Raw genomic sequence first — 23,963 nt, 5'->3', positions numbered from 1 at the left:
GCCACGGATCGCATCCGGGCGGCCTTGCTGTTTTTTGGGCTGCGAGGCCTCATCTGATCGGCGTAAGCCGCGTGCGTCGTGCGTTGTCGGGCGCGGCGCCCGGTACAATGGCCGCTTCCATCGGTCGTCGTGTTCGTCGCCGATTCTTCGCCATTCATCCGGTTTTCCCATGTCGCTTTATTCCATTTCGGACGCGCAGCTCGCGTTCGGCCACGTCGCATTGCTCGACCACGCCGACTTCTCGCTCGAAGCGGGCGAGCGTGTCGGGCTGATCGGCCGCAACGGCGCGGGCAAGTCGTCGCTCCTCAAGATCGTCGCGGGGCTCGCCGCGCCCGATGACGGCCTCGTCACGCGCCAGAGCGAGCTCACGACCGTCTATGTGCCGCAGGAGCCCGAGTTCGATCTCGACGCCTCCGTATTCGATGTCGTCGCGTCCGGCCTGACCGATGCGCGCGCACTGCTCGACGAGTACGACGCCGTCGCGCACGCCCTCGCCGATACGCCCGAAGGCGTGCAGCACGACGCGTTGCTCGCGCGCATGAACGCGTTGCAATCGGCGCTCGATTTGCGCGATGCGTGGAACTGGCGCACGCGTGTCGCAACGACGCTCGCGCAAATCGGCCTCGACGGCGACGCGCGCGCGGGCGACCTGTCCGGCGGCATGAAAAAGCGCGTGGCGCTGGCGCGCGCGCTCGTCGTGCAGCCCGACGTGCTGCTGCTCGACGAGCCGACCAACCATCTCGACTTCGACGGCATTCGCTGGCTGGAAGACCTGCTCGTCACGTTGCGCACCGGTCTGCTCTTCATCACGCACGATCGCGCGTTTCTCGATCGCGTGGCAACGCGCATCGTCGAACTGGATCGCGGGCGTCTGCTGTCGTATCCGGGCAATTTCAGCGCGTATCAGACAAGGAAGGCGCAGCAGCTCGAAGTCGAAAAGATCGAGCAGGACAAGTTCGACAAGCTGCTCGCGCAAGAGGAAGTGTGGATTCGCAAGGGCGTCGAGGCGCGGCGCACGCGCAGCGTCGGGCGCATCGCGCGGCTCGTGGAAATGCGCAATGAGCGCGCCGAACGCCGCAATGTGCAGGGCAACGTGAAGCTCGATGTCGGGCAGGGCGAGAAGTCCGGCAAGATCGTCGCCGAACTGACCGATGTGACGAAGCGCTACGGCGAGCGCACGATCGTCGATCGCTTCACGGCCACCGTGATGCGCGGCGACAAGATCGGTCTCGTCGGCCCGAACGGCGCGGGCAAGACGACCTTGCTGAAACTCATTCTCGGCGAACTGCAGCCCGACGAAGGCCGCGTGCGTATCGGCACCAACATTCAGGTCGCGTACTTCGATCAGATGCGCGCGCAGCTCGATCTCGACAAATCGCTCGCTGACACCATCAGCCCCGGCAGCGAATGGGTCGAAGTGAACGGCGTGAAGAAGCACGTGATGAGTTATCTCGGCGATTTCCTCTTCGCACCGGAACGCGCGCGTTCGCCGGTGCGCTCGCTCTCGGGCGGCGAACGCAATCGCCTGTTGCTCGCGCGGCTTTTCGCGCGTCCCGCGAACGTGCTCGTGCTCGACGAGCCGACCAACGACCTCGACATTCCCACGCTCGAACTGCTCGAAGAACTGCTCGCGGATTACGACGGCACCGTGTTGCTCGTGAGCCACGACCGCGCGTTTCTCGACAACGTGGTGACGTCCGTGTTCGCCGCGGAGGGCGGCGGCATGTGGCGCGAGTATGTCGGCGGCTTCTCCGACTGGCAGATTCAGCGCGAACGTTCGGAGCGCATCGCGGAAGACGCGGCGCGTCAGACCGCGAAGGAAGCGCCCAAGGACGACACGCCGAAGGAAAGCGCCGCGGGCCGCAACGCGCAGCGCACGGTGAAGCTGTCGTTCAAGGAACAGCGCGAACTGGAAGCGCTGCCGGGGCGTATCGCCGAGCTGGAGCAAGAGCAGAAGGCGATCGGCGCGCGGCTCGAAGACGGCTCGATCTTCGCGAAGGACGCGAAGGAAGGTGCGCGTCTGTCGGAGCGCCATGCGGCGATCGAAGAAGAATTGCTCGTCGCGCTCGAACGCTGGGAAGAGCTGGAAGCGAAACGCAAGTAGGCGCGTTTTATCGGTCCGAGGTGGGCGCGGCGGGCGAAAACCGCTATTCTCCTAGCGCGGCTCGGATCGGCGGGCGGTTTTCCGCCTCCCGCACCGGCATCCGGCCAGGCATTTTCATCACGCATTCGCCGGCAGATCGGGCGTCACGTTGTGGCATTTTCCGCGAGAACGCCCGAGAGCCGGATCAACGTTCAACTATGTCCACGAAAAAATCCAGCGCAATGGCGACAGGCACTGAACGAGGCAAACGCCTCGTCATGAACGCCAAGGCAGCCGGCTACAGCGAAGCATCGATCAAGGTGCTCAAAGGCCTGGAGCCGGTCAAGCAGCGGCCCGGCATGTACACGCGGACCGAGAATCCGCTGCACATCATTCAGGAAGTGATCGACAACGCCTCCGACGAAGCGCTCGGCGGCTTCGGCAAGCAGATCATCGTCACGCTGCACAACGACAACTCCGTGTCCGTCGAAGACGATGGCCGCGGCATTCCGTTCGGCCTGCATCCGGAAGAAGGCGTGCCGGTCGTCGAGATCGTGTTCACGCGGCTGCATGCGGGCGGCAAATTCGATAAAGCGGCGGGCGGCGCCTATACGTTCTCCGGCGGTCTGCACGGCGTCGGCGTCTCGGTGACGAACGCGCTCGCGACGCGCCTCGAAGTAACGGTCTGGCGCGACAACAAGGTCGCGCAACTCGCGTTTTCCAACGGCGACGTCATCGAAGCACTCACGACGCGCGCAGCCGAGCGCGGCGCCAAGAAAAGCGGCACGCGCGTGCGTGCATGGCCGAATCCGAAATACTTCGATTCCGCCAATCTGCCGCTCGGCGAATTGCAGCGTCTCCTGCGCTCGAAGGCCGTGTTGCTGCCGGGCGTCGAAGTGGCGCTCGTCATCGAGAAGACGGGCGAGCGTCAGACGTGGAAGTATGAAGACGGCCTGCGCGGCTATCTGCTCGAAGGCATGGGCGGCAGCGATCTGCTGATTCCCTTGTTCGAAGGCGAGCGCTATGCGGAAAGCTCGAAGAACACCGAGGAAACCTTCGCAGAAGGCGAGGGTGCGTCGTGGGTCGTCGCGTGGAGCGAGGAAGGGCCGCTTCTGCGCGAGTCGTATGTGAACCTGATCCCGACGCCCGCGGGCGGCACGCACGAATCCGGCCTGCGCGACGGTCTTTTTCAGGCGGTGAAGAACTTCGTCGAGATTCATAACCTGCAGCCCAAAGGCGTGAAGCTGCTCGTAGAAGACGTGTTCGCGCGCGTGTCGTTCGTGTTGTCGGCGAAGGTGCTCGATCCGCAATTCCAAGGGCAGATCAAGGAACGTCTCAATAGCCGCGATGCGGTGAAGCTCGTGTCGTCGTTCTCGCGGCCCGCGCTGGAGTTGTGGCTGAATCAGCACGTCGAGTACGGCAAGAAGCTCGCGGAACTCGTGATCCGTCAGGCGCAGGCCCGCACGCGCGCCGGCCAGAAGATCGAGAAGAAGAAGAGCTCGGGCGTCGCGGTGTTGCCGGGCAAGCTGACCGATTGCGAATCGACGGACATCGCGCGCAACGAGCTTTTCCTCGTCGAGGGCGATTCGGCGGGCGGCTCCGCGAAGATGGGCCGCGACAAGGAGTTTCAGGCGATTCTCCCGTTGCGCGGCAAGGTGCTGAACACGTGGGAAACGGAGCGCGACCGCCTCTTCGCGAACAACGAAGTGCATGACATCGCGGTGGCGATCGGCGTGGATCCTCACGGTCCCGACGATCAGATCGATCTCACGAATCTGCGCTACGGCAAGATCTGCATCCTGTCGGACGCGGACGTCGACGGCGCGCACATTCAGGTGCTGCTGCTCACGCTCTTCTTCAAACACTTCCCGCAACTGATCGAACGCGGCCATGTGTGCGTCGCGCGTCCGCCGCTCTTTCGCGTCGATGCGCCCGCGCGCGGCAAGAAGCCCGCGCAGAAGCTCTACGCGCTCGACGAAGGCGAGCTCGAAGCCATCCTCGACAAGCTGCGCAAGGACGGCGTGCGGGAAACCGCGTGGACCATCAGCCGCTTCAAGGGTCTCGGCGAAATGAGCGCGGAGCAGCTCTGGGACACGACGATGAATCCCGACACGCGCCGTCTCCTGCCCGTCGGCCTCGGCGATCTCGGCTTCGATCTCACCGTCTCGCGCATGACGATGCTGATGGGCAAGGGCGAAGCGGCCTCGCGCCGCAGCTGGCTCGAAGAGAAGGGCAACGAAGTCGAAGCGGACATCTAAATCCAAGCTCGACTCAGGCAACACACAACGGATATTGATATTCGATGGGAATCACAGACGATCTCTTCGCCGAACAGACCGCACCGGACGGCGAACAACTGACGCTCGGCGATTACGCCGAGCGCGCTTATCTCGACTACGCGGTGAGCGTGGTGAAGGGCCGTGCGCTGCCCGATGTCTGCGACGGACAAAAGCCCGTGCAGCGCCGCATTCTCTATGCGATGAGCGAGATGGGCCTCGCGTCCGGCGCGAAGCCCGTGAAGTCGGCGCGCGTGGTCGGCGACGTGCTGGGCAAGTATCACCCGCACGGCGATCAGTCGGCGTACGACGCGCTCGTGCGTCTCGCGCAGGATTTTTCGATGCGCTATCCGCTCATCGACGGTCAGGGCAACTTCGGCTCGCGCGACGGCGACGGCGCGGCGGCCATGCGGTACACGGAAGCGCGCCTCACGCCCATCGCGCGTTTGCTGCTCGATGAAATCGATCAGGGCACGGTCGATTTCATGCCGAACTACGACGGCTCGTTCGAAGAGCCGAAGCTGCTGCCCGCGCGTCTGCCGTTCCTGTTGCTGAACGGCGCATCGGGCATCGCGGTCGGACTCGCGACGGAAATCCCGTCGCACAATCTGCGCGAAGTCGCGCAGGCCGCCGTCGCGATGATCCGCGATCCGAAGCTCGGCCACGCGGGTCTGATGGAGAAGGTGCCCGGACCCGATTTCCCCGGCGGCGGGCAGATCATCTCGTCGCCCGCGGAAATCTCGGCGGCTTACGAGACCGGTCGCGGCAGCCTCAAGGTGCGCGCGCGCTGGAAGATCGAAGAGCTCGCGCGCGGCCAGTGGCAGGTCGTCATCACGGAATTGCCGCCGGGCGTATCGAGCCAGAAGGTGCTCGAGGAAATCGAGGAACTGACTAACCCGAAGATCAAGCTCGGCAAAAAGACGCTCACGCCCGAGCAGGTTCAGACCAAGCAGACCTTGCTCGGCCTGCTCGACGCCGTGCGCGACGAGTCGGGCAAGGACGCGCCCGTGCGTCTCGTGTTCGAGCCGAAGTCGAGCCGCATCGATCAGACGGAGTTCGTCAACTCGCTGCTCGCGCATACGAGCCTCGAATCGAACGCGACGATCAACCTCGTGATGATCGGCGCGGATGGCCGGCCGCGTCAGAAGGGCATCGTCGAAATTCTGCACGAGTGGATCGGCTTCCGTTTCGTGACCGTGACGCGGCGCACGCAGCATCGCCTCGGCAAGGTCAACGACCGCATCCATATTCTCGAAGGGCGGATGATCGTCTTTCTGAATATCGATGAAGTCATTCGCATCATCCGCGAATCGGAGGAGCCGAAGCAGGCGCTGATCGCACGCTTCAATCTCACCGACCGGCAAGCCGAAGACATCCTCGAAATCCGGCTGCGTCAACTGGCGCGGCTGGAAGCGATCAAGATCGAACAGGAGCTGTCCGACTTGCGCGACGAAAAGACCAAGCTCGAAGAACTGCTCAACAGCGATGCCGCGATGAAGCGCGTGCTGATCAGGGAGATCGAAGCCGACGCGAAGCAATACGGCGACGATCGCCGCACGCTCATTCAGCAGGAAAAGCGCGCGACACTCGAGGCGCGTGTCGTCGATGAGCCGGTGACGGTCGTCGTGTCGCAAAAGGGCTGGGTGCGCGCGTTGAAGGGTCATGGACTCGATCCGGCGGGCTTCACGTTCAAGCAGGGCGATGGACTCTATGCGGCGTTCCTGGCGCGCACGCCGGATTCGCTGGTCGCGTGGGGCAGCAAGGGGCGTGTGTATTCGGTGCCGGTATCGGCGTTGCCGGGCGGGCGGGGTGACGGCGTGCCCGTTACCTCATTGATCGAGCTCGAATCGGGCACGCATCTGCTGCATTACTTCGCGGCGAATGCGGAGCAGCAGTTGCTGCTGGCATCGAGCAATGGTTTCGGCTTCCTCGCGAAGCTCGGCGACATGGTGAGCCGTCAGAAGGCGGGCAAGGCGTTCATGACGATCGACGAAGGCGCGGCTCCGCTTGCGCCGATGCCTGTCGTTCACGGCGCGACATACGTCGCGTGTCTGTCGAGCGTGGGCAAGCTGCTCGTCTTCGGCATGGACGAGATGAAGACGCTGTCGGGCGGCGGTCGCGGCGTCATTCTGATGGGCCTCGACGCGAAGGAAACGCTGCGCCAGGCGCTCGCGTTCGATGCGCGCGGCCTGATGATGATCGGCACCGGGCGTGGCGGGAAGGCGAAGGACGAGAAGCTCAGCGGGTCGCAGTTGCAACTGCATCTCGGCAAGCGGGCGAGGAAGGGGCGCGCGCCGGATTCGTCGTTGAAGGTGACGGAGTTGAGGCCGGTGTTCGAGGGGTAATGGTTTCGACCTGGCATCCCTTGAGTTCGTTTGCTCCGTACCTTGAAAGCCCGCTTCGTGCGGGCTTTTGTATTGCACTGTTTCCAGAAAAAGTCGACAGACGGCATCGCAACGCCGAAGCCGGACTTCGACATCGTTCGGGCGAGGTTGAAAGCCGCGCAGGACCATGCCGCAGGAGAACGCAATGATCGAGATTGAAAAGGGCAGCGGCAACGTCTATGCCGATCTGGGAACGGCCGATGCCGACGAAATGCGAGTCAAGGCGCAACTCGCCAGCAAGATAGGCGAGATCATCAAAACGCGCCGCTGGACACAACAGCGGGCGTCGGAGGTGCTGGGCATCAGTCAGCCCAAACTATCGCAACTGCTGCGCGGCCAGTTCCGAGGCATCAGCGAGGCGAAGATGATGGAGTTGCTGGCACGTCTCGGCCGCAACGTACAGATCGTCGTTGGTCCGCCGCGGCGCTCGACGAAGGCGGGGCGAGTCGAAGTTGTTTTCGCCGCGTGACCGGGAATTCAGGTTTGCGAGCGATACGGTGACGGTGGTGAGCGTCATCGCGGTGATTGCTCGCCGCATCATGAATATCCGAAATCGCGGGAACTCCCTACGCGACTCGCATTCTTAGTGTTCTGGGTTCGACCGGCTCGTCATTTTGCTGCCGCAACATCCAATCTTCGGCGTAAGTCCGGTGGTGTCTGCCCATGGCTTTCACACGGCAACCCGTCCATCAAGTCTTGAACTGCATCCGGAATCCCCAATGAACAAAGCCATCGAAGCGGCGCTCTTTCTGCATCTGCTCGGCGTAGCCGTTTGGATCGGCGGCATGATCTTCGCGCATTTCTGCCTGCGTCCCGCGCTCGGCGATCTCACGCCGCAACTGCGTCTGCCGCTCTGGGAGTCGGTCTTCGCACGGTTCTTCAACTGGGTGGGCGTCGCGGTGATCGTGATTCTCCTCACCGGCGGCTTCCTGCTCATGGAGTTCGGCGGCGGTCACGCGGCGTGGCCATTACATGCGATGGCCGGTCTCGGCATCGTGATGATGTTGATCTTCGGTCATATCCGCTTCGCTGTGTTTCCGCGCATTCGTCGCGCGGTGCAGGCGCAGAACTGGCCCGACGGGGCGAGGGCGGTCGGGACAGTGAGACGGCTCGTCGTGATCAATCTCGTGCTGGGCGTCGTGACGATCGGCACGGCGGTGCTGTCGCGCGGGTTCTGAGTCAGACGTCAGCCGCCGCGCTCGTCACTGAGCGCGGTGCTCGATTCGCGGCCCGCATCGTTGCGCGAGCGCGGCGACTGTCCGCGCGGCCATCCGCACACGCCGAAGCGATCGAGCAGCGCCTGCACGCCATCCGCCGGCACGGGACGTGAAAACAGGAAGCCTTGCGCTTCCACCGGCCCGAGCGCCGCGAGCCACGTAATCTGTTCTTCCCGCTCGGTGCCTTCGACGACCACCGTCAGCCCCAGCGAACGCGCCAGATTGATGATCGCCGACACCATCACGCACACGCTTCGGTCCTCGGGAATCGCCTGAACGAACGAGCGATCCACCTTGAGCGTATCGACCGAGAAGCGGTTCAGATACGACAGCGACGAATAGCCCGTGCCGAAGTCGTCGAGCGCGATGCGCACGCCCAGACGCTTCAACGCGACGATCTTCTCCTGCACGAGCTCCGGATATTCGACCATCACCGTCTCGGTGATTTCGAGTTCGAGCTTGTCGGGCGGAATGCCGCTCGCCTCGATCGCGCGCGCGACCGTCTCCAGCAAGTCGCCGCGCCAGAACTGCACGGCCGAAATGTTCACGGCAAGCGACAGCCCGTTATAACCGTCGCGCTGCCATTGCGCGAGCTGCATGCACGCCGTGTAAATCACGAAATCGCCGACCGCGACGATGAGCCCCGTCGATTCCGCCACCGGAATGAACTCGTTCGCCGGAATGAGCCCGTGCTGCGGATGATTCCAGCGCACCAGCGCCTCGAAGCCGGTGATGCAGCGGCGCGTGAGATCGATCTTCGGCTGATAGACGAGGAAGAGCTGCTGCTCCGTCAGCGCGACGCGCAGTTGCTGCTCCCACTTCATCAGATGGTCCGCGCGATGCGACAACTGCGGCGAATAGAACTGATAGCAGTTCCGGCCCGCGTCCTTCGCGCTGTACATCGCGAGATCGGCCTTCTTCAGCAGATCGATCTCGCTCTCGTTCGATACCGAAAATAGCGCGATGCCGATGCTCGCATGCAGCACGAACGCGCTGCCGCGCACGTCGAACGGCGTGGCGAACATCGTCGCGATGTCGTCGGCGAGCGTGACGGCGCGCTGTTCGACGTCGTCGCCCTTCACGACGACCACGAACTCGTCGCCGCCGATGCGCGAGAGCGTGCCGCTTTGCCCCACCGTCTCCGCGAGCCGCGACGCGGTCATCTGCAGGACGATATCGCCGGCGTTGTGGCCGAGCGTGTCGTTGACCGTCTTGAAGTTGTCGAGGTCGATGAAGAGCAGCGCGAGCCGCCCGATGTTCTCCGGCTGCGCCACGTCGTGCCTCAGCGCGCGCAGCGTCGAGTAGCGGTTGCGCAGACCGGTCAGCAGATCGAATTCGACGAGATGCGTCATCTCGCGCTCGCGCCCGAGCAGCTTGCCGATGAGCCCCGTCGCCACCGCGAAGAAGCCGAGCATCGCGAGCGAGATGAAGCTCGCCATCAGGAGATAGACATTGCGCGTGTGGTTGTAGTCGATCATCTCCTCGCGCTCGGAGAGACCGACGAGCACGCCGAGTGGATAGCCGTCGATATGCCGGTACGAGACGATGCGCTTCACGTGATCGATCGGATCGACATAGATGCCCGACGCGTGGTCCGTCGTCGGATAGACGCCGCTCGCGCTGAAGGCCGCATGCGCGCGGTCGGCCGGACCGCTGTGCGCGGCGCCCTTCGTGGCGGAGCTGGCCGCGGCGCTCTCGGCGAGGCTGCCGCCCGTGCTGCGCGCGAGCACGGAGCCGTTGTCCGATACGACCGCGATCACGCCTTCGCGCCCGATCGACGCGACGTTGTAGAAATCGCTCGTGAAATAGGCCGGATCTTCCGACACGACCACGACGCCCGCGAACGAGCCGTCCGCATGATTGAGCCGCCGCGTGATCTGCAATGTCCACAGGCCCGACACGCGGCCGCGCACCGGGCGGCTGATGTACAGCAGGTCGTCGTTCGAATGGGCGTGCACCTTGTAGTGCTCGCGATCGGACAGGTCGATCGGCTTCGGATGCGGATCGGACGTATTGCCGATCAGCGTGCCGTATTCGTCGATTAGCGAGACCTGCACCAAGGTGTCGCTTTGCACCACGCCTTTCTCGACCGTTGCGATCAGATCGAAATTGTCTGGCGACTTCTCATACTCGTATTTGACGAAGCGGGTGATCTGGTCGACCTGATGGATCGCCTTGATGGTGTGCTGTTCGAGCGCCGACGAGAGGATCGCGGCGGAGGCCATCGATTCATGTGTCGTCGCTTCACGCTCGACTGAGAGGCGGGCGAATATCACCGCCCACAGCAGCACCAGCACGAAGGTGCCGAGCACGGGAATCGCGAGGAGCGCGCGCCGACGCCGCGCCGACGGCGCGCCGAAGAGGGTGTCGGATGAGGCGTGGGAGCGCGTGCGCTTCATGGCGCATCCGTGGGCGCTGTGTCGCGTAGCGCGTGGCGTGTTGCGAACTGCGCGAGGTGGATGAAGCGATGCATGTTTTGAGGCGTTCAGCCGAAACGGGTGAATATACCGTGCGCGGCGCGCAGCGGATGATCGGCGGCTTGTTTCTCCGAGACCCGATCCACGTCCGGATTCACGTCATGAAGCAGCACAACGGCCGTTCGGCGAGCGATTTTTTGCGGCAGCGCCCGAAGCCCGGCATGAGTGAGACGGCCAGTATTCGATGTCGTCAAGAGCATACGTTTGCGCTGCGGCGCAAGCGGCTCAATCTCGCGACGCCCATTGTCCGCCGATGTGAAACCGCGTTTGCGTTCTGATCCCCGATTGTTCAGATATTAGCGAAGCCTCGAAGATTAAGAAAGGGGCGGCGCTTGGGGGTATACGCGCGCCCTCGCGAACGCGCGTAGGTCATTGTTTCAGATGCAAAATGTCCCGTCGATCACAGTTACCGACGAGCCGCCGATCCAGATCGGTGCACCGTGTGCCTCATCGTCGTACTCGATGCTCACGCGGCCGTCGCGGTCGAGCGCGGTGCCCTGGCGCACGGTGTACGAAGCGCCGGGCCGTCTGCCCTGTTGCGTGAGGAGCGTCGCGAGCGCCGCGTTCGCGCTGCCCGTCACCGGATCTTCGATGTTCTCCGCGCCGAGCAGGATTACGCGCAGCTCGAAGGTCGCGGGTCCATCGGCGTCATGCGGTCCGTACACGGCGATGCCGTGCGTATCCACTTCCGCGACGAGTGCCTGCAGCGTCTCGCGCGCCTGGCCGCGCAGCGACAGCGCGAGACACTGCGCCGCGTCTTTCACGCGCACGACGAGCCACGGCGCACCATTGTTGACGGCAGCCGGCGGCGCGCTGAAATCGATTACCGCGGGCGAGAGCGCATCGGCGAGGCGCTGGTTCTGCTCAGCGCTCAGCGGCGCGATGGTGGCGGGCGGCGCGGCGAACGCCCACTCGCCGTTGTCGCGCTCGGCGAGCGTGACGAGCCCGACGCCGCATTCCTGCACGAGCCGGCCGGGCGTCTTCGGCGTGTAGCCGCTATCGAGGAGCGCGTGCGCGCTGCCGAGCGTCGGATGTCCGGCGAAAGGCAGTTCGACCGCTGTCGTGAAAATGCGCACGCGATAGTCGGCGCGCGGATCGGTCGGCGGCATCAGGAACGCCGTCTCCGACAGATTGGTCCAGCGCGCGATTTCCTGCATGCGATGCGTCGAAAGGCCTTCGGCGTCGAAGATCACCGCGAGCGGATTGCCCTTGAACGGAACCGGCGTGAAGACGTCGACCTGCTTGAACTGAACAGTGCGTGTAGGCATGAATGTCATCGGTTGGATCAGGACACAAAAAAACCCGACGGCCTGAGCGCGTCGGGTTTCGCTGACGAGCGACGGGAGGCGCGCCTTATGCGACTTCCGCGATCAGCTCGATCTCGACGCACGCGCCGAGCGGAATCTGCGCGACGCCGAACGCCGAGCGCGCATGCTTGCCCGCATCGCCGAACACTTCCGCGATCAGCTCCGATGCGCCGTTCGTGACGATGTGCTGCTCGGTGAAGTCGAATGTCGAGTTCACGAGGCTCATCACCTTGACGATGCGCTTCACCTTGTTCAGGTCGCCGACATGCGCATGCAGAGTCGCGATCAGGTCGATGGCGACGCTGCGCGCCGCGGCCTTGCCTTCTTCGGTCGTGATGTTGTCGCCGAGCTTGCCGACATGCACCTGGCCAGCCTTCTTCGCGATGTGCCCGGAGAGATACACGGTGTTGCCGCTCTGCGCGCTCATCACATAAGCGGCGGCGGGCGCGCCCGCGACGGGCAGTTCGATGCCGAGTTCCTTCAGCTTGTCATACACGTTCGATGCCATCGGTTGCTCCTCTAAACGTTGAAATCAGATGCTCGCGCGAATCAGCGCGCCGAGTTTCGCCACGCCTTCGTCGATCGTCGCGGGCGGAACCGTCACGAACGAAAGACGCATCGTATTGTGCTCGGCTTCGTTCGCGAAGAACGGGCCGCCCGGCACGAAGGCCACATTTTGCGCGATCGCCTGCTCGAGCAGCTTCATCGAGTTGATGTGCTGCGGCAGCTTCACCCACACGAACATGCCGCCTTCCGGCCGGTTCCATTCGACGCCCGCGGGCATGTGACGTTCCAGCGCGTGGAGCATCGCCTCGCACTGATCGCGATAGAGCGCGCGGATGGTCGGCACGTGCCGGTCGAGGAAGCCGTCCTTGACCACTTCGTAGACGATGCGCTGCGTGAGGCTCGGCGTGTGCAGGTCGGTTGCCTGCTTCGCCTGCACCAGTTTGAAGTGCAATTCCTCGGGCGCGATGATGTAGCCCACGCGCAGGCCCGGCGCCAGCACCTTCGAGAACGAGCCGAGATGCACGATGTGCTCGGGCGCCATCGAGAGCAGGGTCGGCAGCGGCGCGCCGGCGTAGTCGAGCGCGCCGTAGGGATCGTCTTCGATCACCGGGAACGGCGCTTTCTGCGCGAACGCGGCGAGCGCGCGGCGGCGCTCGAGCGGCAGGCGGCGGCCCGTCGGGTTCTGGAAATTCGGCTGCGCGTAGAGCAGGCGCGCATTGGCGGTGAGCGCGGCGTCGAGCGTTTCGGGGATCAGGCCGGATTCATCGGTCGGCACTTGCACGTAGTGCGGCTCGAAGAGCGAAAACGACTGCAGCGCGCCGAGATACGTCGGCGTTTCGACGAGCACGCGGCTGCCCGGATCGACGAGCGTCTTGCCGAGCAGATCGAGCGCCTGTTGCGAGCCGGTCGTGATGAGCACCTGCGTCGGGCGGATATGCGCGCCATTCACGGAGTAACGCGCCGCGACCCATTCGCGCAGCGGCATGTAGCCTTCGGTCGCGCTGTACTGGAGCGCGGCCGCGGGCTGATCACGCAGGATGCGTTCCGACGCGTGGCGCATTTCCTCGACGGGGAACGTCGCGGGCGAGGGCAGGCCGCCCGCGAAGGAAATGACTTCGGGCCGCTCCGTGACCTTCAGGATTTCGCGAATCGCCGAACTGGTGAGCTTGCGTGCGCGTTCGGAGAGTTGCCACGGCGTGGCGCGGAGATCGGCTTGATTCATGAAATGCCTCGGTTGTCTCGGGGATGATGTCTCTCGCGGCGCGGGCCGCGAGTTTTTGAGTCTGGGCTGACGAGGAACGGCAAACCTCAATTATCGCGCGTGTGCGTCATCTTGCGTGCGTCGTGCCCGCCGCGACGACCGCGGCTTGCGGCGCGGGACGCACGGCGGTCTTGCGGCCGAGCACGACGGTCGCGATGACGGCGGCCGCATACAGCCACGTCGATGCGCTCACGTGCTCGCCGAAGAAGAGCGCGGAAAACGCCATCGTGAAAAAGATCTGCAGCAGTTGCACCTGCCCGACGCGCGCGATGCCGCCCATCGCGAGACCGGCATACCACGCGAAGAAACCGATGAACTGCGAAAACAGCGTGACATAGCCGAACGCGAGCCACGTTTTGAGCGCGAGCGGTTCGGGATGCGTCGCGTGGCTTCCGAACAACTGCGCCCACGCGAGCCAGCCGACCGGCAGCAAAAGGAACGGCGCGGAGAGCACGAGCGCCCAGCAGATTACCTGCCAGCCGCCCATCTGACGCGCGAGCCGCGCGCCTTCCGCGTAACCGAGCGCGCCGATGCCAACCGCGACGAGCATCAGCAGATCGCCCGCCTGCAAGCCGCCGCCGCCCGCCTGCAACGCGAACGCGACGACGATCGCGCTGCCCGCCACCGCGCTTGCCCAGAACGCCTTCGACGGCCGTTCGTGCGAGAGCCACGCGGCATAGATGGCGACGCACAGCGGTTGCAGGCCGTTCACGACCGCGCCGTGCGACGCGGGCACGGTCTTCATCGCCCATGCCGAAAACACCGGAAACGCGATGATCACGCCGAGCGCGACCACCGCGAGACTCTTGACCTGCGGCCAGGTCGGCAGCTTCTCGCGACGCCACACGAGCAGGGCGGCGGCCGGAATCGCCGCGACGAGCGCGCGTCCGAGGCCGTTCAGCAGCGGATGCACCTCTGCGACGACGATGCGCGTCATCGGCAGCGTCAGGCTGAAAATGACGACGCCGATCAGGCCGAGCAACATGCCTTCGGTTTCGCGGGTTTTCATCGTGAGGTGTCTCCTTGTTTGTTCGATGCGCAGGCTCAGTCGGGCTGCGGCGGTGTTTCGGGTTCGTCCTGCGTATCCGTTTTCTTCCCGCGACGGCGTTTGGACGCCTGCCGCGCGTCTTCCTCGCGCGCCATTGCCTCTTCCGCCGATTCACCGAGCGTCAGCGTCGATCCGTCCGGCAGATCGAACTGCGCGACGAGCACCGGCGCGCCCGCCGTCCGCTCGACGCGCATCAGATGTTCCGCGCCGAGCCACGCGAGCTGCTCAGACACTGCATCCGCGGCCGGATGGAATCCGGTCAGCGTGCGCAGCGCGATGCCCGTTTCCGGGAGCGCGTCGCTCGGATGACGCGGCGTGTCCCACTGGATCAGCGATGGCAGCACGCCGTCGCCGGCACCTTGCCACGCCGGAAACGCGCCATCGTCGGGCACGGTGAGGCCCCACGTATTGCCAGCGCGCGACATGGCCGCGACGGGCGCGATGCGCGCCGGATACTGCTCGCGCCAGCGCGCGAGCGATTTCGGGCGATCGACGCGCGCGACCCAGTGCACGAGCTGCGGACCGTCGTCTGCAAGACGACGCTGCATCGCCGGGTCGTCCAGCGCGAAAAGGCGCGGCCGGGGCGACTCGACGCCCCCCGCCGACGGATCGATCGCGATCACTTCCAGATACGCGCCGCCCCACAGATTCAGCAGCCGGTTGTGCGTGCGCATCAGCGGATGCGCACCGCCGGCCACCGTCTCGACGCCGAATTTCGCGGCGACGAACTGCGCGCCTTCTTCCAGCGTGCGGGCGGCGATCACGAGGTGATCGAGTTTGAGTCGATGATCGGTCATGACGGGGCGATGCGATAAACAGGGGCCGATAGCATAACGCTTCCGTTTCGCGCACCGGAGTGCCCGAAAGCAAAATGTAGCCGCTATCACCATAACAGTAACGGTACAATCGGCCCAATACTATTCGGTACAGTTTTCCTGGCGCACAGCCGCGCTTACGGTACACCGGAGGCCCGCATGTCCGTTCCGCTCGATCAGATTCCCGCGCCGCACGACGCCGCGCAACTCACGCTCGTCGATCAACTGGTGCAATGGGGCCGCCGCCGCATCGACGAGCGCGTGTTCCGGCCCGGCATGCGCATGCCGTCGATCCGCAAGCTCGCGCTCGACAAGGGCGTGTCGCGCTTCACCGTCGTCGAGGCGTACGAGCGGCTCGTCGCGCATGGCTATCTCGACTCGCGGCGCGGCTCGGGCTTCTACGTGCGCGAGCGCGTCGCGCCGGCGCTCGTCGCGAAAGGCGAGGCGCCCGCGGTCGCGGCGGAGCGCGAGCCGGTGCAGAACACCATCGACGTGGTCTGGCTGCTGCGCAACATGCTGCATACGTCGAGTCCGGAGAAAGGGCCCGGTCTCGGCTATCTGCCGGGTCGCTGGCTAGACGGCGAACTCATCACCAACGCGCTGCGCTCGCTGTCGCGCCAGAGCGGGGCGCAGATGCTCGGCTTCGGCACGCCGCAGGGTTTCCTGCCGCTGCGCCAGCAGTTGCAGACGCGGCTGGAAGAACTGGAGATCGGCGCGTCGGCGGCGCGGCAGATCGTGCTTGTGTCGGGCATCACGCAGGCGATCGACCTGATCTCGCGCCTGTATGTGAAGCCGGGCGATGCGGTGATCGTCGGCGATCCGGCGTGGTTCCAGATGTTCGGGCGCTTCGCGTCGCAGGGCGCGCGGCTCGTCGGCATGCCGTATACGCCCGATGGTCCCGATCTCGATGCGCTCGAAACGCTCGTCGCGACATGGCGGCCGAAGATGCTGATCATCAATTCGGTGCTGCAGAATCCGACCGGCACGTCGCTCACGGCGGCGCAGGCGTTCCGCATTCTTCAACTCGCGCAGGAATACGATTTCATCGTCGTCGAGGACGATGTGTACGGCGATCTGTGTCCGGCAGGCTTTCCCGCGACGCGCCTCGCATCGCTCGATCAGTTGAAGCGCGTGATCTTCCTCGGCAGCTTTTCGAAGACGCTCGCGGCCAATCTGCGCGTCGGCTATATCGCGTCGGCGCCGGACGTGGCGAAGGCGCTCGCTGATCAGAAGATGCTCGTCGGCATGACGAGTCCGGAAATCAACGAACGCGTGGTTTATAAGGTGCTGACTGAAGGGCATTATCGGCGGCACGTCGAACGGCTGCGCGCGCGGCTCGACGGGGTGCGCGACAAGACTGCGCGCATGCTCGAGAAAACCGGTTTGCGGCTTTTTGCGACGCCGGCGGCGGGGATGTTTCTGTGGGCCGACGCGGGTGTCGATTCCGATGGTCTCGCGGCGGCGGGACATGAGGCGGGGTTTCTGCTGACGCCCGGCAGCCTGTTTTCGCCGCATCAGTCGCCGACTACGTGGATGCGATTCAACATCGCCAATTGTGGGGATCCGGCGTTGCCCGGGTTGCTTTCGAACTATCTGGAGAAGGCGGCGCGGCGCAGCGCCTAGGGTGTGGTTGCGGTTTTGTTTGCCTGGGCTTTTATGGGTGGCCTGTGTTCTTTTTGGTTTATTAGCGTTGCCCCTGTGCGGGGCGGCAGTCACTTTCTTTGCTGCTGCAAAGAAAGTAACCAAAGAAACAGCTTTCCCCAGCCTAAGCACTTCACACCGGCCGCGGCACAGGCGATTGGCCTAATGGCCCGGCAGTAGCGAGTGCCCTCGAAGGTCTCGCGGGGCTTGGACCGCGCACGGTCTGACGCCCTAAACATCCAAGCGCGCTGGTTCAGCACGATAAAGTTCCGGCACAGCGCTACGCGCTGCCGTCGGGTATATAAGGGAAACCATCGGTATGCGTAGGCAGTGAGATGGTGGCCTTAGAAAAGAAGCGCACGCATCCCCGATTGACCCGTCGGCCGCGAAGCGGGGCGCTATTTGGTGCTGAACCAGTTACGCGTGTGGTGCGATGTGGCAGACCGTGCGCGGTCCAAGCCGGGTGAGTTTTGTGGGGGCACTCGCTACTGCCGGGCCATTCAGCCAATCGCCTGTGCCGGGGCCGGCGTGAAGCACTTTGGATGGGGAAAGCTGTTTCTTTGCCTACTTTCTTTGCAGCAGCAAAGAAAGTAGGTGCCGCCCCGCACAGGGGCAACGCAAATAAACCGACACGAACACGGGATCCGGCGACCTCTTGAAAAACCCCCACCCGCCCTCACATCAGGCAAATTGGCCGCGTCGGCCAAACACGCCGCCGCGACAATCGCACTAAACGAAATCAACACAGAGGACCCCGACCATGGCGCAAGAAACCATGAGCTTTCAGGCAGAAGTGAAGCAGCTTCTGCACCTGATGATCCATTCGCTCTACAGCAACAAGGAAATTTTCCTGCGCGAGCTGATTTCCAACGCATCCGATGCCGCGGACAAACTCCGCTTCGAAGCCATCGAGAACAGCGCGCTCTACGAAAACGATCCGGACCTGCGTATCCGCGTGTCGTTCGATAAAGCCGCGCGCACCGTCACCATCGACGATAACGGCATCGGCATGAGCCGCGAGGAAGCGATTTCCCACCTCGGCACGATCGCGCGCTCGGGCACCAAGGAATTCTTCTCGAAGCTCTCCGGCGACCAGCAGAAGGACGCGGCGCTCATCGGCCAGTTCGGCGTCGGCTTCTATTCGGGCTTCATCGTCGCGGACAAGATCACCGTCGAGACGCGCCGCGCCGGTCTGCCGGCGAACGAAGGCGTGCGCTGGACGAGCGCGGGCGAAGGCGATTTCGAAGTCGAGGACATCGAGCGCGCGCAACGCGGCACGACCATCACGCTTCACTTGCGCGCCGACGAAGACGAACTGCTGTCGTCGCACCGGCTGAAATCGATCATCCAGAAGTACTCGGATCACGTCGCGCTGCCCATTCTGATGAACAAGGAAGAGTGGGATGCCGAGAAAGGCGAGATGGTCACGAAGGACGAGGACGAGACCGTCAACCAGGCGAGCGCGCTTTGGACGCGTCCCAAGAACGACATCAGCGACGATCAGTACAAGCAGTTCTATCAGCACATCTCGCACGATCACGACGATCCGCTCTCGTGGACGCACAATCGCGTCGAAGGCCGCAGCGAGTACACGCAACTGCTGTACGTGCCGAAGCACGCGCCGTTCGATCTGTGGAATCGCGAGCATCGCGGCGGGCTGAAGCTCTACGTGAAGCGCGTGTTCATCATGGACGACGCCGAGCAATTGCTGCCCGCATATCTGCGTTTCGTGAAGGGCGTGGTCGATTCGGCGGATCTGCCGCTCAACGTGTCGCGCGAAATCCTGCAGGAAAGCCGCGACGTGAAGGCGATCCGCGAAGGCGTGACCAAGCGCGTGCTGTCGATGCTCGAAGAGATCGCATCGTCCTCCGCCGAAGCGACCGAAGACGCCGACAAAGAGAAGTACGCGACCTTCTGGAACGAGTTCGGTCAGGTGCTGAAGGAAGGCATCGGCGAGGACTTCAGCAATCGCGAGCGCATCGCGAAGCTCGTGCGCTTCGCATCGACGCACAACGACAGCGACGCGCAGAACGTATCGCTCGCCGATTACGTCGCGCGCATGAAGCCCGAGCAGACGAAGATCTACTACGTCACCGCCGATAGCTGGCAGGCCGCGAAGAACAGCCCGCATCTCGAAGTGTTCCGCAAGAAGGGCGTCGAGGTGCTGCTGCTGACGGATCGCGTCGACGAGTGGATGCTGTCGTTCCTCAATGAGTTCGATGGCAAGCCGCTCGCGAGCGTCGCGCGCGGCGACCTCGATCTCGGCGCTCTCGACGACGAGGAAAAGCAGCAGCAGGAGAAGGTCGGCGAAGAAATGAAGCCGCTCGTCGAGAAGATGAAGGAAGCGCTCGAAGGCAAGGCGAAGGACGTGCGTCTCACCTTCCGTCTCACCGATTCGCCGAGCTGTCTCGTCGCCGATGAAGGCGACATGAGCGGCTACCTGCAACGCATGCTGAAGGCGGCGGGGCAGAAGGCGCCGCAAGCCGAGCCGATTCTCGAAGTGAATCCGGAGCATCCGCTGGTGAAGGCCTTGAACGCGGACAGCGCCAATTTTGTCGACTGGTGCCATCTGCTCTTCGATCAGGCGTTGCTGGCCGAAGGCGGCGCGCTGGAAGATCCGGCGAGCTTCGTGAAGCGCACGAACGCGCTGTTGCTCGCGCGATAAGCTGCCTGAGCGTTTCGAATGAACGCGCCGCCGGGAAACCGGCGGCGCGTTTTTTCTTGTGTTCGTGCGCCGTAAGACGCGGAATTTATAATCCGCAGCATGCTCACGCCCAACGATCCCATCGATGCGCACTGGCGCGTCATCCCGCTTTCATCGCTCACCGATGCACAAAAGGACTGGCTCACGCGCGGCGGTTCGCTGACCGCGCATCTGCGCACGCTCGGCGCGGTGACGGTCGAAGTCACGCGCGAAGCCGTCGATATGCCCTGGCACGACGAAGCGCGCGCGCTCGATATCACGCCGCGCACGCCGGTGTGGGCGCGTGAAGTCGCGCTGAAAGTCGATGGCGTGCCGTTCGTCGTCGCGCATAGCATCGTGCCGCTCGCGCACAGCACGGGCGTGTGGCAATCGATGCGCCGACTGCGCACGCGTCCGCTCGCCGAACTGCTCTATAGCGACAGCAGCGTGTCGCGCTCGGCGCTCGCGAGTCGAAGAGTCACCGCGCGGCATTCGCTGCATCGGCTCGCGTCGGCGCAATCGGATGAGCAGCCGCACACGCTCGTCGCGCGTCGTTCGGTGTTCAAACGTCACGACGCACCGCTGATGGTCACCGAATGCATGCTCGATGCGCTCTGGGGGAAGCTTGCCACCATGCACGACCGGCATCGGCGCGAACATGCCCGCTCTTACGATCACTTGAGCTCGCATGCGGAGCGCGTCGCGCACGGCGAGGCAAAATGAAGCTCGCAGGATTCGCGCCCATCGGCGATGAAGGAACGCACACGCTCATCCTCGGCAGTTTTCCGGGCGTAGCGTCCCTCGCGGCGACGCAGTATTACGCGCATCCGCGCAATCAGTTCTGGCGGCTCGTCGGCGCGGCGATCGGCGAGGATCTGCACGCACTCGTCTACGATGAACGCATCGCGCGTCTCGTCGCGCACGGCATCGGTCTCTGGGACGTGCTCGCCGCATGCGAACGCGAAGGCAGCCTAGACACCGCGATCCGCAACGCATCGCCCAATGACTTCGCGCAGTTCCGCACGCGCTTTCCGAAGCTGCGCAAGGTGTGCTTCAACGGCAAGACATCGGGCAAGTTCGCGCCGGTCCTGAGCGCCGCGGGCTACGCGACGCTCGTGCTGCCATCGTCGAGCGCGGCCAATGCTATCCTCTCGTTCGATCAAAAATTGCGCATCTGGCGCGACATCCTCACCACACAATGACGAATCTCATCAAGCGTGCATCGGCTGAAGCGCGCGCGTTCAGCCGTAAAAAGAACGACAGCAAGGCGAAGCGCAAGCGCAGCGACGACGATCGCGACGATCTCGCAAACGCGCCGCGCATCGACGCGCCTCGCAAGCCGCGCTTCGCGCCCGTGACGTTCTCGGAAGAGGGCGGCGTGCGCTATCTGCACTTCGGCACCGAATGGGTGCAAGGCGCGATGCGTCTGAAGAAGCCCGATCACATCGAGCTCGAATACGCGCAGCAGATGATGGCGTGGCTGCTTTTCGTCGAAACGCCGGAACGCATCGTGCAGCTCGGGCTCGGGGCCGCCGCGCTCACGAAGTTCTGCTATCGCTTTCTGAAGCACGCGAAAGTGGAAGCCGTCGAGCTGAATCCGGCGGTCGTGATCGCCGCGCGCGCGATGTTCGAACTGCCCTACGACGATGCGCGCCTCACCGTCACCGAACGCGACGCGTGGGAGTTCGTCAACGATCGCGCGAATCACGGCACGATCGGCGCGTTGCAGATCGATCTCTACGACGCCACCGCGCGCGGCCCCGTGCTCGACAGCGTCTCGTTCTATCGCGCGTGCCGCGCCTGTCTCACGCAGCCAGCGGGCGTCGTCACGATCAACCTGTTCGGCGATCATCCGAGCTTCGTGCGCAACATGCGTCATCTGAACGAAGCGTTCGATCATCGCGTGATCGCGCTGCCCGAAGTGCACGACGGCAATCGCGTCGCGATCGCGTTCGCCGGTCCCGCGCTCGACGTTTCGTTCGACGCGCTCGACACGCGCGCGAAGCTCATCGAAGCGCAACTCGGCTTGCCCGCGCGCAAATGGGTGAAGGGTCTCGCCGCGAGCGCGGGCGTCGCTACGAGCGGCGCGTTTTCGATCTGATCGACCCGGCGCAAGAAGCCCTGGCCAGAACGAGGGTTTTGGCCTATTTACAAGATGCTTTCAAATCAGCGGAATAGTCGGGATTCCCCCTGCTTGACCGTGTTTTAAGGGTCCATATACTCCCTCTGTTATTTCGGGGTGCTTTCAGCGGCATGTCTACCCGACGACCGGCATCCCGCCGGGCTCGCAATAACGACGCGAATCAAAACAAAGAGGAGACCGTTCATGGCTCACGAAGCTACGACCGGCACCGGACAACCGCGCAACAAGCATTGGCTATGGCTTCTGATCCTTCCGTGGATCGGTGTGGTATGGGTGCCGTTTTACAACAAGATCGAGCCCGTTCTGTGGGGCTTTCCGTACTTCTACTGGTATCAGCTCCTGTGGGTGCTGATCAGCGCGGTCATCACCGCCGTCGTCTATAAGAAGACGAAGGCGCTGCCCTCGGGACGCAAGAACGGAGGTGCGCGATGATGAACGCCACCGCAACTTTCGTCTTCGTTCTCTTCTTCGTCGGCGTCACGATTCTCGGCTTCATCGCCGCGCACTGGCGCAAGGGCGATCTCGCCCAGCTCGACGAATGGGGTCTCGGCGGCCGCCGCTTCGGCACTATCGTCACGTGGTTCCTGCTCGGCGGCGATCTCTACACCGCCTATACGTTCGTCGCGGTGCCGGCGCTCGTGTTCGGCGCGGGCGCGACGGGCTTCTTCGCGCTGCCGTACACCATCCTCATCTATCCGTTCGCGTTCGTCGTGTTTCCGAAGCTCTGGAGCATTGCGAAGCGTCACGGCTACGTGACCGCCGCCGACTTCGTGCACGCGCGCTACAACAGCCGCATGCTCGCGCTCGCCGTCGCGGTGACGGGCATTGTCGCGACGATGCCGTACATCGCGCTGCAGCTCGTCGGCATCGAAGTGGTGATCGGCGCGCTCGGGTTTTCGACACAAGGCTTCGTCGGCGATCTGCCGCTCATCATCGCGTTCGCGATTCTCGCCGCGTACACGTACACGTCGGGCCTGCGCGCACCCGCGATGATCGCCGTGGTGAAGGACGTGCTGATCTACATCACCATCATCGCCGCGATGATCGTGATTCCGGCGCAGCTCGGCGGCTTCGGCCATATCTTCAGCGTCGTGCCGCCCGAGAAGCTGCTCCTGAAAGCGCCCGATGCCGCGAGTCTGAACGGCTACAGCGCGTACGCGACGCTCGCGGTCGGCTCGGCGCTCGCGCTCTTCCTGTACCCGCACTCGGTGACGGCGATTCTCTCGTCGAACTCCGGCAACACGATCCGCCGCAACATGGCGCTCCTGCCGGCGTACTCGCTGGTGCTCGGCCTGCTCGCGCTGCTCGGCTACATGGCGCTGGCATCGGGCGTGAAGGACATGCCGGAATTCGCGTCGTACTTCAAGGCCTACGGTGCGAACTTCGCGGTGCCGGCGCTCTTCCTGCACTACTTTCCGTCGTGGTTCGTGGGCGTGGCGTTCGCGGCGATCGGCATCGGCGCGCTGGTTCCGGCGGCGATCATGTCGATCGCGGCGGCGAATCTCTACACGCGCAACGTGCATCGCGAGTTCGTCAATACGTCGATGACGCCGGAGCAGGAAACCAACGTCGCTAAGCTGGTGTCGCTGATCGTGAAGGTCGGCGCGGTGGTCTTCATCCTCGCGCTGCCGCTGACCTACGCGATCCAGTTGCAACTGCTCGGTGGCATCTGGATCATCCAGACGCTGCCCGCGCTCGTGCTCGGCCTCTATACGCGCGTGCTCGATCATCGCGGCCTGCTGCTCGGCTGGGCGGTGGGCATCGGCGTGGGCACGTGGATGGCCGTGTCGCTGCAACTGAAGGGCTCGATCTATCCGCTGCATCTGTTCGGCTACGTCGTGCCGGGCTACGCGGCGGTGTGGGCGCTGATCGCGAACCTGATCGTCTCGATCGTCGTGAGCCTGCTCGTGCGCGTGCTGGGCCTCAAGCGCTCGGATGACCGCACGCGTCCGGAAGACTATCTGGATATCGTGGAAGGCTGATTCCGGCCGGTCGCGCACGCGTGCGGCGCGGCGCGCGAAAAGCTGGTAAAACGCCCGTAACAGCCATCTGGCCGTTACGGGCGTTTCGTTTTCCGGCTGCCTTGATTTGACGGGCGTGCGTGTTCATCGACTTGAGCGA

The 23,963-nt window shown here is 64.0% G+C and carries 19 protein-coding genes and 1 pseudogene; 14 read left to right on the top strand and 6 right to left on the bottom strand.

All coding sequences use genetic code 11. The features are described 5' to 3' along the window. Positions 1-169: 169 nt before the first annotated feature. The 6 genes and pseudogenes from ACEN42_RS10850 (at position 170) to ACEN42_RS10825 (ending at position 7,921) form a co-directional block, all read left to right on the top strand. Positions 170-2,104, top strand: coding sequence for an ATP-binding cassette domain-containing protein (locus ACEN42_RS10850; RefSeq protein ID WP_371879925.1), 1,935 nt, complete (start codon positions 170-172; stop codon positions 2,102-2,104). A gap of 257 nt (positions 2,105-2,361) precedes the next feature. Beyond that, complete coding sequence (locus ACEN42_RS10845) at positions 2,362-4,341, top strand: DNA topoisomerase IV subunit B (protein WP_371879924.1); 1,980 nt, start codon at positions 2,362-2,364, stop codon at positions 4,339-4,341. Positions 4,342-4,385: 44 nt separating this feature from the next. Continuing rightward, entirely contained in the window at positions 4,386-6,704 is a 2,319-nt protein-coding gene (parC, locus tag ACEN42_RS10840) for a DNA topoisomerase IV subunit A (RefSeq protein WP_371879923.1), read from the top strand. Between the two features lie 66 nt (positions 6,705-6,770). Then, positions 6,771-6,902 (top strand): annotated as a pseudogene (locus ACEN42_RS10835) (addiction module toxin RelE); the annotation flags it as partial. Beyond that, a complete protein-coding gene (locus tag ACEN42_RS10830; RefSeq protein WP_238288124.1) occupies positions 6,889-7,212 on the top strand; it encodes a helix-turn-helix domain-containing protein in 324 nt (107 codons plus the stop codon). The pseudogene ACEN42_RS10835 and the gene ACEN42_RS10830, both read left to right, overlap by 14 nt. A gap of 250 nt (positions 7,213-7,462) precedes the next feature. Continuing rightward, positions 7,463-7,921, top strand: a complete 459-nt coding sequence (locus ACEN42_RS10825) for a CopD family protein (RefSeq protein WP_238210194.1) — start codon at positions 7,463-7,465, stop codon at positions 7,919-7,921. An 8-nt stretch (positions 7,922-7,929) separates the two neighbouring features. Here the strand turns inward: ACEN42_RS10825 and ACEN42_RS10820 are convergent, their stop codons facing one another. Further along, a complete protein-coding gene (locus ACEN42_RS10820; RefSeq protein WP_238210195.1) occupies positions 7,930-10,359 on the bottom strand; it encodes an EAL domain-containing protein in 2,430 nt (809 codons plus the stop codon). Positions 10,360-10,415: 56 nt separating this feature from the next. Here ACEN42_RS10820 and ACEN42_RS10815 point away from each other — a divergent pair, with 56 nt between their 5' ends. Next, complete coding sequence (locus ACEN42_RS10815; protein WP_187607150.1) at positions 10,416-10,715, top strand: hypothetical protein; 300 nt, start codon at positions 10,416-10,418, stop codon at positions 10,713-10,715. Between the two features lie 99 nt (positions 10,716-10,814). Here ACEN42_RS10815 and ACEN42_RS10810 read toward each other — a convergent pair whose 3' ends face one another. The 5 genes from ACEN42_RS10810 to ACEN42_RS10790 all read right to left on the bottom strand — a co-directional run bounded on the left by ACEN42_RS10810 (position 10,815) and on the right by ACEN42_RS10790 (position 15,357). Beyond that, complete coding sequence (locus ACEN42_RS10810; RefSeq protein WP_371879922.1) at positions 10,815-11,705, bottom strand: PhzF family phenazine biosynthesis protein; 891 nt, start codon at positions 11,703-11,705, stop codon at positions 10,815-10,817. An 85-nt stretch (positions 11,706-11,790) separates the two neighbouring features. Beyond that, positions 11,791-12,252, bottom strand: a complete 462-nt coding sequence (locus tag ACEN42_RS10805) for a RidA family protein (protein WP_035506296.1) — start codon at positions 12,250-12,252, stop codon at positions 11,791-11,793. A 24-nt stretch (positions 12,253-12,276) separates the two neighbouring features. Next, positions 12,277-13,473, bottom strand: a complete 1,197-nt coding sequence (locus ACEN42_RS10800) for a PLP-dependent aminotransferase family protein (RefSeq protein WP_250483333.1) — start codon at positions 13,471-13,473, stop codon at positions 12,277-12,279. Between the two features lie 106 nt (positions 13,474-13,579). Continuing rightward, positions 13,580-14,521 (bottom strand): DMT family transporter, encoded by a 942-nt coding sequence (locus ACEN42_RS10795; protein WP_035506300.1) that lies wholly within the window; start codon positions 14,519-14,521, stop codon positions 13,580-13,582. Positions 14,522-14,556: 35 nt separating this feature from the next. Continuing rightward, positions 14,557-15,357: a VOC family protein gene (locus ACEN42_RS10790; RefSeq protein ID WP_371879921.1), complete on the bottom strand. Its 801-nt coding sequence runs from the start codon at positions 15,355-15,357 to the stop codon at positions 14,557-14,559. A gap of 177 nt (positions 15,358-15,534) precedes the next feature. Here ACEN42_RS10790 and ACEN42_RS10785 point away from each other — a divergent pair, with 177 nt between their 5' ends. From ACEN42_RS10785 to mctP, 7 genes are all read left to right on the top strand, one after another. Then, positions 15,535-16,998: a PLP-dependent aminotransferase family protein gene (locus ACEN42_RS10785; RefSeq protein ID WP_371879920.1), complete on the top strand. Its 1,464-nt coding sequence runs from the start codon at positions 15,535-15,537 to the stop codon at positions 16,996-16,998. Between the two features lie 778 nt (positions 16,999-17,776). Further along, positions 17,777-19,681, top strand: a complete 1,905-nt coding sequence (htpG, locus tag ACEN42_RS10780) for a molecular chaperone HtpG (protein WP_238210199.1) — start codon at positions 17,777-17,779, stop codon at positions 19,679-19,681. Between the two features lie 99 nt (positions 19,682-19,780). Then, positions 19,781-20,422: a chorismate lyase gene (locus ACEN42_RS10775; protein ID WP_371879919.1), complete on the top strand. Its 642-nt coding sequence runs from the start codon at positions 19,781-19,783 to the stop codon at positions 20,420-20,422. Next, positions 20,419-20,901: a DNA-deoxyinosine glycosylase gene (locus ACEN42_RS10770; RefSeq protein WP_371879918.1), complete on the top strand. Its 483-nt coding sequence runs from the start codon at positions 20,419-20,421 to the stop codon at positions 20,899-20,901. Before ACEN42_RS10775 ends, ACEN42_RS10770 begins: the two co-directional genes overlap by 4 nt. Next, the gene (locus ACEN42_RS10765) at positions 20,898-21,800 is read left to right on the top strand and encodes a spermidine synthase (protein WP_371879917.1); all 903 of its coding nucleotides are present in this window, start codon (positions 20,898-20,900) and stop codon (positions 21,798-21,800) included. Before ACEN42_RS10770 ends, ACEN42_RS10765 begins: the two co-directional genes overlap by 4 nt. A gap of 225 nt (positions 21,801-22,025) precedes the next feature. Next, positions 22,026-22,274, top strand: a complete 249-nt coding sequence (locus tag ACEN42_RS10760) for a DUF3311 domain-containing protein (protein ID WP_008350708.1) — start codon at positions 22,026-22,028, stop codon at positions 22,272-22,274. Further along, positions 22,274-23,824, top strand: a complete 1,551-nt coding sequence (mctP, locus tag ACEN42_RS10755) for a monocarboxylate uptake permease MctP (RefSeq protein WP_035506375.1) — start codon at positions 22,274-22,276, stop codon at positions 23,822-23,824. The genes ACEN42_RS10760 and mctP overlap by 1 nt, the downstream gene beginning before the upstream one ends. The last annotated feature ends 139 nt before the right edge of the window (positions 23,825-23,963 follow it).

It is taken from the genome of Caballeronia sp. S22 (assembly GCF_964261745.1).
GTDB classification, from domain to species: Bacteria; Pseudomonadota; Gammaproteobacteria; order Burkholderiales; family Burkholderiaceae; genus Caballeronia; species Caballeronia jiangsuensis.
The sequence above is the reverse complement of the archived record's forward strand: the minus strand, read 5'-3'. Positions and strand labels throughout refer to the sequence as shown.

Excerpts from the sequence above, each read along its gene's own strand:
- ACEN42_RS10785 (WP_371879920.1), top strand. The coding sequence starts at position 15,535 with ATGTCCGTTCCGCTCGATCAGATTCCCGCGCCGCACGACGCCGCGCAA.
- ACEN42_RS10790 (WP_371879921.1), bottom strand. The coding sequence starts at position 15,357 with ATGACCGATCATCGACTCAAACTCGATCACCTCGTGATCGCCGCCCGC.
- ACEN42_RS10825 (WP_238210194.1), top strand. The coding sequence starts at position 7,463 with ATGAACAAAGCCATCGAAGCGGCGCTCTTTCTGCATCTGCTCGGCGTA.
- parC (WP_371879923.1), top strand. The coding sequence starts at position 4,386 with ATGGGAATCACAGACGATCTCTTCGCCGAACAGACCGCACCGGACGGC.
- ACEN42_RS10800 (WP_250483333.1), bottom strand. The coding sequence starts at position 13,473 with ATGAATCAAGCCGATCTCCGCGCCACGCCGTGGCAACTCTCCGAACGC.
- ACEN42_RS10850 (WP_371879925.1), top strand. The coding sequence starts at position 170 with ATGTCGCTTTATTCCATTTCGGACGCGCAGCTCGCGTTCGGCCACGTC.
- ACEN42_RS10805 (WP_035506296.1), bottom strand. The coding sequence starts at position 12,252 with ATGGCATCGAACGTGTATGACAAGCTGAAGGAACTCGGCATCGAACTG.
- ACEN42_RS10765 (WP_371879917.1), top strand. The coding sequence starts at position 20,898 with ATGACGAATCTCATCAAGCGTGCATCGGCTGAAGCGCGCGCGTTCAGC.
- ACEN42_RS10820 (WP_238210195.1), bottom strand. The coding sequence starts at position 10,359 with ATGAAGCGCACGCGCTCCCACGCCTCATCCGACACCCTCTTCGGCGCG.
- ACEN42_RS10830 (WP_238288124.1), top strand. The coding sequence starts at position 6,889 with ATGATCGAGATTGAAAAGGGCAGCGGCAACGTCTATGCCGATCTGGGA.
- ACEN42_RS10845 (WP_371879924.1), top strand. The coding sequence starts at position 2,362 with ATGAACGCCAAGGCAGCCGGCTACAGCGAAGCATCGATCAAGGTGCTC.
- mctP (WP_035506375.1), top strand. The coding sequence starts at position 22,274 with ATGAACGCCACCGCAACTTTCGTCTTCGTTCTCTTCTTCGTCGGCGTC.
- htpG (WP_238210199.1), top strand. The coding sequence starts at position 17,777 with ATGGCGCAAGAAACCATGAGCTTTCAGGCAGAAGTGAAGCAGCTTCTG.
- ACEN42_RS10810 (WP_371879922.1), bottom strand. The coding sequence starts at position 11,705 with ATGCCTACACGCACTGTTCAGTTCAAGCAGGTCGACGTCTTCACGCCG.
- ACEN42_RS10770 (WP_371879918.1), top strand. The coding sequence starts at position 20,419 with ATGAAGCTCGCAGGATTCGCGCCCATCGGCGATGAAGGAACGCACACG.
- ACEN42_RS10795 (WP_035506300.1), bottom strand. The coding sequence starts at position 14,521 with ATGAAAACCCGCGAAACCGAAGGCATGTTGCTCGGCCTGATCGGCGTC.
- ACEN42_RS10760 (WP_008350708.1), top strand. The coding sequence starts at position 22,026 with ATGGCTCACGAAGCTACGACCGGCACCGGACAACCGCGCAACAAGCAT.
- ACEN42_RS10775 (WP_371879919.1), top strand. The coding sequence starts at position 19,781 with ATGCTCACGCCCAACGATCCCATCGATGCGCACTGGCGCGTCATCCCG.